11 protein-coding genes are annotated in these 12,876 nt (G+C 69.1%); 2 read left to right on the top strand and 9 right to left on the bottom strand.

What is annotated here, in order from left to right; genetic code table 11:
- Nucleotides 1-18: 18 nt before the first annotated feature.
- The 4 genes from ACQEVJ_RS27370 to ACQEVJ_RS27385 form a co-directional block, all read right to left on the bottom strand.
- Nucleotides 19-495, bottom strand: a complete 477-nt coding sequence (locus ACQEVJ_RS27370; protein ID WP_433105831.1) for a (2Fe-2S)-binding protein — start codon at nt 493-495, stop codon at nt 19-21.
- A 14-nt stretch (nt 496-509) separates the two neighbouring features.
- Nucleotides 510-2,810: a molybdopterin cofactor-binding domain-containing protein gene (locus tag ACQEVJ_RS27375; RefSeq protein ID WP_433105833.1), complete on the bottom strand. Its 2,301-nt coding sequence runs from the start codon at nt 2,808-2,810 to the stop codon at nt 510-512.
- Nucleotides 2,811-2,813: 3 nt separating this feature from the next.
- On the bottom strand, nt 2,814-4,046 hold the full coding sequence (locus ACQEVJ_RS27380; RefSeq protein WP_433105835.1) for an oxygenase MpaB family protein: 1,233 nt from the start codon (nt 4,044-4,046) through the stop codon (nt 2,814-2,816).
- A gap of 312 nt (nt 4,047-4,358) precedes the next feature.
- Nucleotides 4,359-5,588: an oxygenase MpaB family protein gene (locus ACQEVJ_RS27385; protein ID WP_433105837.1), complete on the bottom strand. Its 1,230-nt coding sequence runs from the start codon at nt 5,586-5,588 to the stop codon at nt 4,359-4,361.
- Between the two features lie 189 nt (nt 5,589-5,777).
- On the opposite strand from ACQEVJ_RS27385, the gene ACQEVJ_RS27390 reads away from it, so the two are divergent.
- Entirely contained in the window at nt 5,778-6,434 is a 657-nt protein-coding gene (locus ACQEVJ_RS27390) for a TetR/AcrR family transcriptional regulator (RefSeq protein ID WP_433113008.1), read from the top strand.
- A 593-nt stretch (nt 6,435-7,027) separates the two neighbouring features.
- Here the strand turns inward: ACQEVJ_RS27390 and ACQEVJ_RS27395 are convergent.
- Complete coding sequence (locus ACQEVJ_RS27395) at nt 7,028-7,459, bottom strand: hypothetical protein (protein WP_433105839.1); 432 nt, start codon at nt 7,457-7,459, stop codon at nt 7,028-7,030.
- A 133-nt stretch (nt 7,460-7,592) separates the two neighbouring features.
- Here ACQEVJ_RS27395 and ACQEVJ_RS27400 point away from each other — a divergent pair, with 133 nt between their 5' ends.
- Entirely contained in the window at nt 7,593-9,185 is a 1,593-nt protein-coding gene (locus ACQEVJ_RS27400; RefSeq protein ID WP_433105841.1) for a sulfatase family protein, read from the top strand.
- Between the two features lie 73 nt (nt 9,186-9,258).
- On the opposite strand, the gene ACQEVJ_RS27405 is transcribed toward ACQEVJ_RS27400, so the two are convergent.
- Genes ACQEVJ_RS27405 through ACQEVJ_RS27420 form a run of 4 tightly spaced genes read right to left on the bottom strand, consistent with a single transcriptional unit; the run spans nt 9,259 to nt 12,848 of the window.
- The gene (locus ACQEVJ_RS27405; RefSeq protein ID WP_433105843.1) at nt 9,259-10,062 is read right to left on the bottom strand and encodes an ABC transporter ATP-binding protein; all 804 of its coding nucleotides are present in this window, start codon (nt 10,060-10,062) and stop codon (nt 9,259-9,261) included.
- A gap of 5 nt (nt 10,063-10,067) precedes the next feature.
- A complete protein-coding gene (locus tag ACQEVJ_RS27410; RefSeq protein WP_433105845.1) occupies nt 10,068-11,051 on the bottom strand; it encodes an ABC transporter ATP-binding protein in 984 nt (327 codons plus the stop codon).
- Nucleotides 11,044-11,892, bottom strand: coding sequence for an ABC transporter permease (locus ACQEVJ_RS27415; RefSeq protein ID WP_433105847.1), 849 nt, complete (start codon nt 11,890-11,892; stop codon nt 11,044-11,046). Before ACQEVJ_RS27415 ends, ACQEVJ_RS27410 begins: the two co-directional genes overlap by 8 nt.
- Nucleotides 11,889-12,848 (bottom strand): ABC transporter permease, encoded by a 960-nt coding sequence (locus ACQEVJ_RS27420; RefSeq protein ID WP_433105849.1) that lies wholly within the window; start codon nt 12,846-12,848, stop codon nt 11,889-11,891. The genes ACQEVJ_RS27415 and ACQEVJ_RS27420 overlap by 4 nt, the downstream gene beginning before the upstream one ends.
- Between the last annotated feature and the right edge of the window lie 28 nt (nt 12,849-12,876).

Raw genomic sequence — 12,876 nt, forward strand, 5'->3', positions numbered from 1 at the left:
CCCACCGCACGATGCGCCTCACATGTTCTCGGCGCCAGCCCTGATGGCTTCACGGATGCGGAAGTAGGTGCCGCAGCGGCAGATGTTGCGGATGCCGTCGAGGTCGGCGTCGGTGATCGCGCGGCCTTCGGCGGCGACACGACGGACCAGCGCCACGGCGGCCATGATCTGGCCGGGCTGGCAGTAGCCGCACTGGGCGACGTCGTGGTCGAGCCACGCCTGCTGCATGGGGTGCAGGTCCTTGCCGACCGTGGCCGGAAGTCCCTCGATGGTCGTGACCTCGTCGGTCGGCTGGAGGTCCGCGACGGGGACCGCGCAGGGGTTGAATGCTTTGCCGTTGATATGGCTGGTGCAGGCCTTGCAGACGTTGATGCCGCAGCCGTACTTCGGCCCGGTGATGCCGAGGATGTCGCGCAGCACCCACAGCAGTCGCACGTCGTCGGCGACGTTGACCGTGACCTGCTCGCCGTTGACGCGGAACGTGTGTTCAGGCACTCACATCTCCTTTTTCAGCGGGCATAGCTCAGGCCGTCGGTCGGCGATTCGGGAATGGGGGGAACAGTCGGTTTGGGGGTGAAGGAGAGCGTGCCGTGGTTGATCGGGAAGCTGGTGGGCATCTTTCCGGTCGCGCGGCCGTACGCACAGGCGACCGCCGCCATAGACGCGGCGACGCCCAGCTCCCCGGCGCCGCCGGGCTTCTCGGAGGTGCTGGGCATGACGATGATCTGGAGTTCGGGCGGAGTGTTCCACTGCCGGGTGTAGAAGTAGTTGTCCCAGCTCGCTTCGAGGAAGTACCCGTCGCGCAGGTGCAGGCTGGAGGTCAGGGCCAGCGCGATGCCGTCCATGATGCAGCCCATCATCTGCGCCTCCAGACCCCGCGGGTTGACGGCGAGGCCGACGTCCACGGCGAACACGGCCTTGGTGACGCGTGGTCCGGCCACGCCGTCGCGGATGGGACGGTTGACGGTCTCGGGCCGGCAGTCGATCTCCACCAGCGCGGCGCTGACGGACTTGTACTCGCTGTGGAACGCGATGCCCTGCGCGGTGCCGGCCGGCATCGACCGCCCCCAGCCGCCGGCCTCGGCCACCTTCGCCAGCACCGCCCGGGCGCGGTCGTCGCTGAGGAAGTCACGCCGGAACCGGTAGGGGTCCTTGCCCATCTTCGCGGCGAGCTGGTCGACGATGAGCTCCCGGGCGCAGGTGACGTCAGGCGAGTAGACGTTACGCATGCTGCCGGTGTTGAAGCTCTTGTCCGTTTCGCTCAGCAACCGGCTGTTGCTGCCGAAGTTGTAGGGCATCGACTGGCTGAGCTGGAAGAACGTCTCGGAGAACCCGATGTCGCCCACCGGGAGCTTCGCGGCCATGGCGGTGATGATCTCGCCGAGCCCGTGGCCGAGGTCCGTGGAGACGCTGGTGTGCCGCTGACTGTAGCTCAGCACGGTGGCGCCGAGGTAGGCGACGCGTACCCGCGAGGTGGCCATCGGGTGGGTGCGGCCCTGGCGGGAGTCGTCGGCGCGGTGCCACATGAGCTTGACCGGCTTGCCGGTCTTCTGGGACACCTCGGCGGCTTCCAGCGCGGCGTCGAAGAACAGCTTGCGCCCGAAGGAACCACCGCCCTCGACGACGTGCACGGTGACCTTGCCGACCGGCAGCCCCAGCTTGGCCGCGATGGCCTCCTGGGCGACGATCGGCGACTTCAACCCCGACCAGATCTCAGCCCGGTCGGCCCGCACGTCCGCGATCGCGCAGTTGGTTTCCAGCGCGCTGTTGCTGCGGAAGTAGAAGGTGAACTTGCCTTCGACGATCGGAGTCGGCGGCCTGAGCCCGAGCGGCAGCTCCGCGGCTTCCAGTTCCCGGAGCACGGTCGCGTCGGACTTTCCTTCCGCGGTACCGGCCTTCCAGGAGACCTTCAGGGCGCGTACGGCGTCGATGCACTGGCCGAAGGTCTCGGCGCGCACCGCCACCCCGGTGGAGATCGTCACGACGTCGGTGACGCCCGGCATGGCACGGACCTCGGCGAGATTGGCCACCGAGCCGACTTTGCCGTTGATGGTCGGCGGGCGGCACACCATCGTCGGTTTCGCGCCCGGGACGTCGAGGTCCATCGTGAACTTCTTGCGTCCGGTCACCGCGTCCAGCGCGTCGATGCGGTTGTGCGGCCTGCCGATGACGGTGAAGTTCTCGCGCGGCGTGAGCTGCACCGACACCTGCTGGGTCTGCGCGCTCGCGGCCTTCTCGGTGAGCGCGCCGATGTCGATGCTGCGGCCGGAGCGATCGGTGATCACTCCGGCCTTCAGCGTCAGGTCGGAGACCGCCGAACGGAGTTCAATCGCCGCGGCCGCCATCAGCCGGGACCTGGCGATGGCGGCGGCGACCCGGATCGGGGTGTAGGTCGCGATGGTCGTGTTCGACCCTCCGGTGAGCTGGTTGAACACCAGTTCCGGCCGGGCGTCGGCCAGCGTGACACGCACCCGGTCCAGCGGAACGGACATCTCCTCGGCGATCAGCATGGCAGTCGAGGTGGTGATGCCCTGCCCCACCTCGGCCCGCGGCAACGCGAACGACACCGTGCCGTCCCGGTTGACCTCGACCGTGATCAGGCCCGAGGTCGGCAGCGCCGCCAGGGTCATCATGTCGCTGAGGTCGAGTATGTCGGTGATTTCCGGTGAAGGCAGCTGGACGCTTGCCGGCGCCGGCGTCGGGACGAGGTTGGCGGCGGCAACCAGGGTCGGAGCCGCCACCACGTACCCGAGGAACCGCCGCCGCCCGATGGCCTCGTCCAGCAGCCCGCCACCATGGGTTTCCGTCATCGCTCAGCTCGGGTTCGGACGGTTGACAGCAGGGATTTCGATCTTGGTCTCCTGGCCCTTCGTGAGATAGAACAGGATGTACTTCCGCAGGGCTTCGTCGATGACCCAGGCGACCTCGGGGACCAGCGGCAGCGGAATGAGACCCTCGCGGAACTTCACCAGAAGCGGCCAGGCGGTCTTGATCGCCGCGTCCCACACCGGCTCGCGCGGGATATCGTCCCAGCCCGCGACCTGGTCGCCGACCAGGTGCCGGGCGAGCGCGTTGCACAGGGACCGGCTGGCCCTGGTGCCGAGGCTGGTCTGCTCGGCGAGCTGGTCCAGCAGGATGTCGGTCAGCTTCACCCCCTCGGGCGTCGGTCCCATGTTCCGGGGCAGGATCTGGTCCGACTGCGCGTTGGCCGCCGCCCAGGTGGCGGGGATGTATTCGTCCCTGATGCCGAGCATGTGCGCGGTCACCTGCCACACGTGCAGGTACGCCTCCGACTCGGCGGTCTTGATCGGGACATTCCACTCGCGCATCTTGCGCATCGCGTAGGTCGGCAGGGTGTGCCAGGTGACCAGCATGTCTTCCTGGCTGATCGGAATCTCCTCGCCGGAGACCTGCCCCCAGTACGGGGACTGCGGCAGCAGGTGCCGCACCGCCGCGTGCACCAGCCGGGTCTTCACGGCCTGAACGATGCAGGTGCCGTCGGGCCGGTAGGCGTTCAGGTCGCCGACGGCGAATCCCAGGAGGCTGGTCTTGGCGACGCGGTCTTCCATGTCCGCGCCACCCTTGGAGTAGTAGACCGCGATGGCCTCCTTGGGAATGGCGGTGCTCAGCATGCCGCCACCCACGCCGTTGAGCAGGTTGAGGTAGAACCCTCGGGACTTGTTGAACTGGGCCGCGAGCTCCAGCTTGCCCCGGTCCGCCCACGAGGGCAGCTGACGGGCTCGCTCCATGAAGTCCCGCAGATCCGCCGGCAGCCCTTCGGGCAGGGGCTGGTCATTACGGTTCCAGCCCCACAGCAGACGGTTGACCTCGGGCACGGCGCCGCGATCGAGCAGCGAGGCGACCAGCGGGTCGGCTTCCTCGTCCCACACCCACCGCGGATCGACGCCGGCGCCGGCGCCGGCGACCGAACCGCTCGGCGCCCAGGTCCAGGGCATCGCCCGAGCCGGGAACGCCACCCCCAGCGCTCCGAGCGTCCCCAGGGCCCTGCCTGAAATCAGAATCTTGCGCCTACTCAGCTCCGCCATTCCGGGCTCCTCGTGAGTTGCGAAAGCTAATGATACGTTGATACGTATTAGGTTTACTTGTATCTCGACAAGAATGCGAAACACCCATAGAAACGGCTGTCGCTTCGCGGCTCCCGGCCGGACCTCGGTATCCCGGCCGGCTCCTCATCGATATCGGACCAGCCACAGCGCCGCCACCGAAAAGCTCTGGTGCTTTGCGAGCTCGGTAGGGCGGAACGGAGATCCTGGGGCCCGGACTCCGCCAGGTCTCGGGCCCCGGAATTCACAGCGGTGCTCATCGCCTCGGCCGTGGGTCTGGCTCAGGGGTCCTGATCAGTAGTTCGGGTTGTTGGACAACGGAATCTCGATGCTGATCTTCCGTGCTTCGGACAGGTAGACCAGGAGCACCTGGCGAAGGAGCTCCTCGAAGAGCCAGTAGATGTTCTGCGTCCCGGGGAACACCTTGAGCAGGCCTTCGCGGACGGCGATGAACGGCCCCCAGAGCGTGTCGAGGATCCCTTCCCAGAACGGCTCCTTGGGGATCTTCATCCAGTCGCCGATCTTGTCGCCGAGCAGGAAGCGCGTGAACGCGGCGAGGATGTCCTTGGTGATGAGGCCGCCGTCGATGCCGGAGCCGAGTTTGAGGAGGATGTCGGCCAGCTTGATGCCCTCGGGCGTCGGGGCCAGCACCGGGTCCAGGACCTGCTTGGCCTGGGAGTTGGCCTCGCTCCACGACGCGGGGATGTACTCGTCCTTGATCCCGAGCATGTGCCCGGCCACCTGCCACGAGTGCAGGAATGCGTCGGACTCGTTGGCGGGGAGCGGCACCTTCCACGCCTGCAGGGTCTTCATGACGGTCGTGGGCAGGCTGTGCCAGGTGACCATCATGTCCGCCTGGCTGATCGGGATCTCCTCGTCGGCGGAATTCTTCCAGTACGGGGACTTCGGCAGCAGGTGACGGACGGCCGCATGGATCAGCCGGGTCTTGACGCAGGTCACGATCATTTCGCCGTCGGCGTCGTAGGCGTTCGCGGTCCCGATGTCGTACCCGAGCTTGGCGGTCTTGGAGACGCGCTCCTTCATGTCCGCACCGCCCTGCGAGTAGTAGACCGCGCGCGCCTCCTTGGGGATGGCCGTGCTGATCATGCCGCTGGCGAAGCCGTACAGCACGCCGAGGTAGAGACCCCGCTTGTTGTTGAACTGGACCGCGGTGGCGAGCTTGCCCCTGTCGACCCACGAGGGCATCTGGCGGGCTCGCTCCATGAAGTCCCGCAGGTCCGCCGGCAGTCCGGCCGGCAACGGCTGACCGTTCGTGGTCCAGGTCCGCAGCAGCGGATTGACCTTGGGCACGTCTCCCCGGTCGATCAGCGAGGCGACCAGCGGGTCGGCCTCCTCGTCCCACACCCACCGCGGATCGACGCCCGCTCCCGCGCCCGCCACCGAACCGCTGGCCGACCACGTCCACGGTACGCGCGCCTGCGCGGGTGCCGCGATGCCGAGCGCACCGAGCGCGCCCAGCGCCCCGCCCGCCTTCAACATGTTGCGCCTGCTGACTTCGCCCATGCTTTCGTTCCTCCTCCTTGTCGAGGCCGAGCACACGCGTTGATACGGTGACACAGGGGCTGCCTCCGTGTATCGTCGCAATGACAGCACACTGTTACGTTTCTCACAAGACCCACAAAAGCGCCTGTTAGGGCGAACCGGGCAGATGACTCACAGGAGGTGATCGTGGAATCTGCGTTGTCCGCACTCATGGCGCCTTCGGACTCGGAGTCGTTGTTGGAGCGCGCATACCTCGATGCCGTCGAACGCGTCGACGACATGGACGAGACCCGGGCGCGCATACTCGATGCGGCGTATGAGCAGTTCTGCCGGATGGGCATCCGACGGTCCACCGTGGAAGACGTGGCCCGGCGGGCGGGGGTTTCACGGATCACGGTCTACCGGCGGTTCGCCACGAAGGACGTGCTGGTCGAACACGTGGTACGCCGTGAGTTCCGCCGGTATTTCGATCAGTTCCTCATCGATATAGAGCAAGCCGACACCGCCGCCGACCGGGTGGTTCTGGGCTTCGTGAGCTCGTTGCGCGCGATCCGGAGCAACCCGCTGATCGGCGGTCTGATCGCCGCGGAACCGGACCTGCTCGTGCCCTCCATGATCAGCGACGGCGGCCGGACCCTCGCCACCGTACGGCGGTTCGTCGCGGGCCAGCTCCGCAGCGAGCAACGCGCGGGCAACGTGTCGAGCGACATGGACACCGATCTCGTGGCCGAACTGATGGTTCGAGTCTCTGCCTCCTTTCTGGCGATCCCCAGTCTCGTCGTCGACCTCGACGACGATGAGCAGCTGTCCGCGGTGGCCCGGCAGTTCCTCGTGCCCATGCTGGAAGCAACCGGCTCGTCGGATTGACCGCCGAGAAGAAAGGCGGAAGCCCGCTTCCATGCGGACGAGGCGGTGATGGATCCGGTCGACGAACCCTGTACCGCTTCAGAAGTCATGGCAGGCGCTTGACCTGCGGCGGCCTGAGCCGGCGGCGCAGGCGAGCATCCGATGTGCTCGGGTGGTTCGGCCGGCTGGTGGGGCCGGAGGCGAGGCGGCGTCGTCCCCCAGACAAGCGGGGAGGTCCGGGACCTGGTGATGCGCCTGGCGCGGGAGAATCCCCCTTGGGGACCGCGCCGGTACGGATGGGAGGGGCCGATGCGTGATGTGCTGTGCCGGCGGGAGTAGGGGCGGCGGTTCGGCCTCGCCACCGTCGTCGGCACCTTCCGCAGCGCGCCGCGCCCCGCCCGCTTTGTGATCCTGCTCATCGGGACGTCCGTTTCGACGCTCGGCCTTTTCCACCGCCACCCCTCACCTGGACAGGCATCGCCGGTACTGGTGACCCTCGGTTTCCCGACTCCGGGGATCAGTCACGTGACGTACCCGCGCACGGGCACGGGACCCGGACGGCCGTTATCTGGGGTCGCCGCCCGTGACGGCGAGAGCGTCACTCTGAAACTTCCTCAAGAGGCTTGACCCATTTCAAGCCGCCCTGAGTAGCGGATCTTTCGGCCGCCGCCTGCTCCCATGAACCGGCGCAGCTGGTCATGAGTGCTGCGCCCGCGCCATGTGGGTTGCTTTTGGCGTGTACGAAATGAGCTGAGCTCGCCCTCGGAATCGACGACGCGCTCGACCGCGGCGGCGCCGAGGGCGCGGATCAGCTCGTCTTCCAGGTCGGCCACGCACACGAAGAATCCGAGCGCCTCCAGATCGCTTCTGTTGAGGGTGGATCCAAGGCCGACGCGCTCGAGACCCCTCCGGAAGTCGCCTTCATCGCCGGCGTCACACAGACCGGCCAGCCGGAGATCGGGACCGGGAGGGCCGAACTTGCCGATATACGTCCCGATGTGCGTCGGCGGCGCGCCAACGGGCCCGGGCCGACTGTGCGGAGGCACAGGCGATCTCCCACAGCCCCGATCCCGCAGTGGCGACGGCTGGTCACCGCCCGCCATCAGGTTTATGATTCTGATATTAGTATCAGTTTTGTGCTACCGCCGTCGCGACCCGCTCCAGGCGAAGCGTGCCGGCGTGAGACCGGAGGGCGGCAACATGGGGCGCAAGATTCTCTTCATCACCACTGATCAGCAGCGCTACGACGCGTACGGGTGCAATGGAGGGAAGATCGCCCGAACGCCGGTGACCGACGGACTGGCCGCGGAGGGCATCCGGTTCGAACGGGCCTACTGCGCGAACGCCGTGTGCACCCCGGCCAGGTCCACCATGCTCACCGGGCAGTACCCGCGGACGCACGGCGCGATCGCCAACGGAGTCCCGCTGCCGCAGGACGCGCCCAGCGTCGCTCAGGTGCTGGCCGACGCCGGCTACCGGACCGCGCTCATCGGCAAGGTCCACTTCGAGCCGATCGCCGACCCCACCGGCCGCTACGAGCAGAACCGGCTCGCGCTCGCCGACGAGCACGGGCCCTATCGGGGCTTCGAGCACGTGGAGTTCGCGGGCCACGGCACCTTCGGCGCCTCGCACTACGCGAACTGGCTGCGGGAGCGGTACCCCGACGAGACCGGCGGCTTCCTCCGGACCTTCTCCAGCGCGCCCGGCGGCGACACCGGCGCCCCGGGTGTCGCGCCCAACCCGATCCCCCGCGAGCACTACCACACCGACTGGGTGGCCGATCGGGTGATCGCGTGGCTCGACTCGCTGTCGGACGACGACGACTGGTTCTGCTGGATGAGCTTCCCTGACCCGCACCACCCCTGGGACCTGCCGGCCTCCGAGGCCAAGCGGGTGGACTGGCGCGAGCTGGACCTTCCCGCCGGGCACCCGGGCTCGGACGAGCGCATACGCGAGATCCTCGCCGGCCGGCCCGCCCACTGGCTCGCCTGGTACGACGGATCGGTCCCCAACGTCGACGGCGCTCCCGGCGACTTCGTCCCGGCCGACCTGACCCACGACCAGATCCGCGAGATCAACGCCCTGATCCACGCGAAGAACGAGATGCTGGACGAGGCGTTCGGGCGCGTGATCGACGCGATCGAGCGGCGCGGATGGGGCGACGACACGGACGTCATCGTCACCACCGACCACGGCGAGTTCCAGGGCGAGCTGGGGCTGCTGTTCAAGGGGCCCTACCACGTCGACGCCCTGCTCCGGCTGCCACTGATCTGGCGACCGGCCGGTTCCGCGGGGTTTCCGCCCGCGGTGGTACCCGAGCCCGTGGGGCAGGTCGACCTGGCGCCGACGTTCTGCCGGATCGCCGGCGTCCCGGTTCCCGAGTGGATGCAGGGGGCTCCGCTGCCCACCGCGGCGGGCGCCGGGCGGGAACGCGCGATCATCGAGTGGGACAGCCAGCTCGACACCGGCTACCGATTCAGGACGATCGTGAAGGACGGCTGGCTGTGCACCGCGTACGAGCCGACCGACCACGAGTACGGCATGCCGAAGGCGGAGCGGTACGCGAGTTTCGGCATGGTCGCGCCGGATCGGGAGATCGTGTACGACGGCACCGAGGGTGAGCTGTACAACCTGGAGGACGACCCGCATCAGTGGGTCAACCTGTGGGACGACCCGGCGGTCGCCGAGGTGCGCGCCGCGCTCGTGGCCGACCTCTACGCGCATCTCGCGCCCGCCCGCGAGCCGCGGCTGCGCCCGGAGGCGATGGGATGACCGGCGGCCCGGCGCGCGGCCTCACCGGAGTGTTCCGGCCGAGGTCGCGCACCGGGCGGACCGCGCGGACGGGTCAGGCGCCTTCGCCGGGGTCGACGGCCGTCTTGGGGACGGCCGACAGCAGGCGGCGAGTGTAGGGATGCCGCGCCGCCTCCTCCGTGAGGCCGGCCGACGGCAGCTCCTCCACCACCTCGCCCCTGTTCATGACGAGAATCCGGTCGCAGACCAGCCGGATGACGCTGATGTCGTGACTGATCAGCATGTAGGCCAGGTCGTTCTCCTGTTTGAGGTCGAGCAGGAGCTGCAGGATCTGCGCCTGTACGGAGACGTCGAGGGCCGACACCGACTCGTCCAGGACGACCAGGGACGGGGAGGCGGCCAGGGCGCGGGCGATCGACGCGCGCTGCCGCTGCCCGCCGGACAGGCTGCCCGGCCTGCTCCGCGCCGCTCCCGATGACAGCCCCACCCGGTCCAGCAGTGCCAGCGCGCGCCGGTCGGCGTCCCCGCGGCCCAGGCCGTGCCAGAGGCGCAGCGGCTCGGCCACGATCTCCGTGACGCTCATGGCCGGGTTGAGCGACGTGTACGGATCCTGGAAGACCATCTGGATCGTCCGCCAGACGTTCCGGTCCAGCCCACGGCGCGCGTACACGTCCCGGCCGGCGACGCGCACCGTTCCCGAGTCGGGCCGGGTGAGGCCGCAGATGATGCCGGCCAGGGTGGACTTCCCCGAGCCCGACTCGCCGACCACGCCCACGGACTCACCCCCCGCGATCCCCACGCTCACACCGCCGACCGCGACGGTCGGCGTCCTGCCGAACCGTCCCCCCAGCCGGTAGGTCTTGGTCACCGACTCGACCTCGACGAGCAACTCCGCCATCGTCCCTACCCCTCCGATCCGCGCCGATCCGCGTGGTGGCACCGGACGAGACGCCCGGCCGCCCGGACCTCAAGCACCGGGTGTTCCCTATCGCACTCCTTGGTCCGCAGTGCGCATCGCGGCGCGAACCGGCATCCCGACCGCACCTCCCCCGCCTGCGGCACCCGTCCCGGCAGCGGACGCAACGAGCCTGCCGCCAACGCGTGCTCCGGAGTGCACTGCTTCAACGCCCGCACGTACGGGTGCGCTGGCCGCCGGAGCACATCCGCGGTCGCGCCCGACTCCACCAACTCCCCGGCATACATCACCAGCAGGCGGTCGCAGCGTTCCCCGACCAGCGCGAGGTCGTGGGATACGAGCAGAACGGCGAGCCCCAGATCGCGGCGGAGCCGGTCGAGGAGGTCCATCACCCCGCGCTGCACGGTCACGTCCAGGGCGGTGGTGGGCTCGTCCGCCACGAGGACGGACGGTTCGCCGGCGACCGCGATGGCGATCATCACCCGTTGCCGCATCCCGCCGGAGAACTCGAACGGATACTGGCGGGCCCGCTCGGCGGGCCGGGTGATCTCGACGCGATCGAGCAACTCCACCGCCTCGCGCCGGGCCTCGCGCCGGGACGTCCCGGGCCTGCGCAGCCGGATCGCCTCGGCCACCTGGTCTCCCACCCGCATGGACGGGTTCAGGCTCGTCATGGGGTTCTGGAAGACCATCGCCACCCCGTGACGCGGCGCGGCGCGGCCCGTGGCCGGGCCGGACGCGTCGCCGCCGATCTCGACGGCGCCGCCGGTGAGCCGCACCCCGCGCGGCAGCATCCCCGCGACCGCCGAGGCGGTCAGGCTCTTGCCGGAGCCGGACTCGCCGACCATGCCCACCATCTCGCCGTGCCGGATCGTGAAGGAGACGTCCGTGACGAGCGGCGCGCTCTCGCGCCGGCGGTCCAGTTCGACGGTGAGGCCGGTCACCCTGAGCATGGTCTGCGCGTCAGCCACGGCGCTCCCCCTTGCTCTCGATATCGCCGATCACGTTCAGGCTCAGGATCAACAGGGACAGCACGGCGGCCGGGATGAGCACGACCCGGGGGGCGGAGGCCAGCATGGTCGCCGCGCCCGAGAGCATGGTGCCGAGGCTCGCGTTCGGGGACTCCACGCCCACTCCCAGGAAGCTGATGCCGGCCTCGATCAGGAGGGAGAGCCCCAGCAGGTAGCTCACCTGAACGAGCACCTGTGCCCTGATCCCGGGAAGCAGGTACCGCGCCAGGATCCGGGTGTGCGAGCAGCCCGACATCCGGCCCGCCATCAGGTACGGCAGGGTGGCGACCTTGACGGTCTCCGTGCGCACCACCCGGTAGATCCGCGGGGCGAAGACCACTCCCAACGTCACCATCTGCCCGGTGATCCCCGTACGGAGCGCGGCATGCACGGTGAGCAGCAGCACCAGCGCCGGGACGGTCAGGATCACGTCCGCGAGCCGTCCGGTGACCGCCTCGATCCAGCCTCGGCGGTATCCGGCCAGCATCCCGAAGGGAAGGCCGACGGCGGTGGCGACGGCGATCGCCGTCAGCGCGGCGAACAGCGACGTGCGCGTGCCCCACAGCAGCCGGGTGAGCAGGTCGCGCCCCAGCTGGTCGGTGCCGAACAGGTGCTCGGCCGAGTACGAGGCCAGGGTGTCGCCCAGGTGCTGCTGGTTGGGATCTCCGAGCGGCAGGAACGGCACGGCCAGGGACACGGCGAGGCAGACGAGCACGAACCCGAGGGCGAACGCCCGGGTGACGCCCAGGCCGGCGAGCCGGCCGGCGGAACGGGACCGTCCGGTGGCCACCACCTCGGTCATGACAGCCCCCTCGACGCGGGATTTAGCCAGAGCGCGATGAGATCGGTGATCAGGTTGGCCGCCAGGATGACCAGGGCGCACAGAGCGACCAGTGCCTGCACCACGGGGAAGTCCTGGCCCTGGACGGCCTCCAGGGTGAGGGTGCCGATGCCCGGGATCGCGAACACCGACTCCACCAGCAGCGCGCCGGTGATGAGCACCCCGACCTCGAGGCCGATGACGGTGACCCAGGGCGCGGAGGCGTTGCGGGCGACGTGCCGGAAGAAGACACCGCCCGGGGAGACGCCCTTCATCCGCGCGGTCCGGACGTAGTCGCCCTCGTACTCCTTGATGAGCGAGGCCCGGAAGGTGCGCATCTGGACGCACATCAGGCCCAGCGCCAGCGACGCGGCCGGCAGTGCTAGGAACTGCAGCGCGGTCCCCCAGCCCACCTCCGCCGGATCCCGGTAGCCTCCGGCGGGGAACCACCGGAACCACAGTGAGAACACCAGGATGAGCACGTAGCCGACGAGGAAGTTGGGGACCGCGATGCCCAGCACCGCGACGGCGCCGAGACCCCGGTCCACCAGCCCGCCGGGCCGCGACCCGACGGCGCTCCCCATCAGTACGGAGGCGAGAACCGCCACGGTCAACGCCAGGAAGGACAGCAGGAGTGTCGGCGGCAGGTACTGGCCGATCAGGCCCAGCACCGCGCCCCTGCTGTGCAGGGACTCCCCGAAGTCGCCCCGGACCGCGTTCCCCAGCCAGTCGAGGTACTGCGTCATGACAGGCCGGTCCAGTCCCAGGCTGTAGCGGACCTGCGCCACCTGCTCGGGAGTGGCGGACTCGCCGGCGACCACGGCCGCCGGATCGCCGATGGCGAAGAGCATGACGTAGGTGCAGGCGGTCACCACGATGAGGGTCGGGACAGCCGCGAGGACCCGTAGCGCGGCCTGCCTGAGAATCAGCGTAAACATCGGGGAGACCTCCGGGAATCGGCGGGAG

The organism is Microbispora sp. CA-102843, assembly GCF_050936215.1.
Lineage (GTDB): Bacteria > Actinomycetota > Actinomycetes > Streptosporangiales > Streptosporangiaceae > Microbispora.

What these genes read in the sequence shown, in the direction of transcription:
- ACQEVJ_RS27375 (WP_433105833.1), bottom strand. Translation starts at nt 2,810, where the DNA reads ATGACGGAAACCCATGGTGGCGGGCTGCTGGACGAGGCCATCGGGCGG.
- ACQEVJ_RS27380 (WP_433105835.1), bottom strand. Translation starts at nt 4,046, where the DNA reads ATGGCGGAGCTGAGTAGGCGCAAGATTCTGATTTCAGGCAGGGCCCTG.
- ACQEVJ_RS27385 (WP_433105837.1), bottom strand. Translation starts at nt 5,588, where the DNA reads ATGGGCGAAGTCAGCAGGCGCAACATGTTGAAGGCGGGCGGGGCGCTG.
- ACQEVJ_RS27390 (WP_433113008.1), top strand. Translation starts at nt 5,778, where the DNA reads ATGGCGCCTTCGGACTCGGAGTCGTTGTTGGAGCGCGCATACCTCGAT.
- ACQEVJ_RS27405 (WP_433105843.1), bottom strand. Translation starts at nt 10,062, where the DNA reads ATGGCGGAGTTGCTCGTCGAGGTCGAGTCGGTGACCAAGACCTACCGG.
- ACQEVJ_RS27415 (WP_433105847.1), bottom strand. Translation starts at nt 11,892, where the DNA reads ATGACCGAGGTGGTGGCCACCGGACGGTCCCGTTCCGCCGGCCGGCTC.
- ACQEVJ_RS27420 (WP_433105849.1), bottom strand. Translation starts at nt 12,848, where the DNA reads ATGTTTACGCTGATTCTCAGGCAGGCCGCGCTACGGGTCCTCGCGGCT.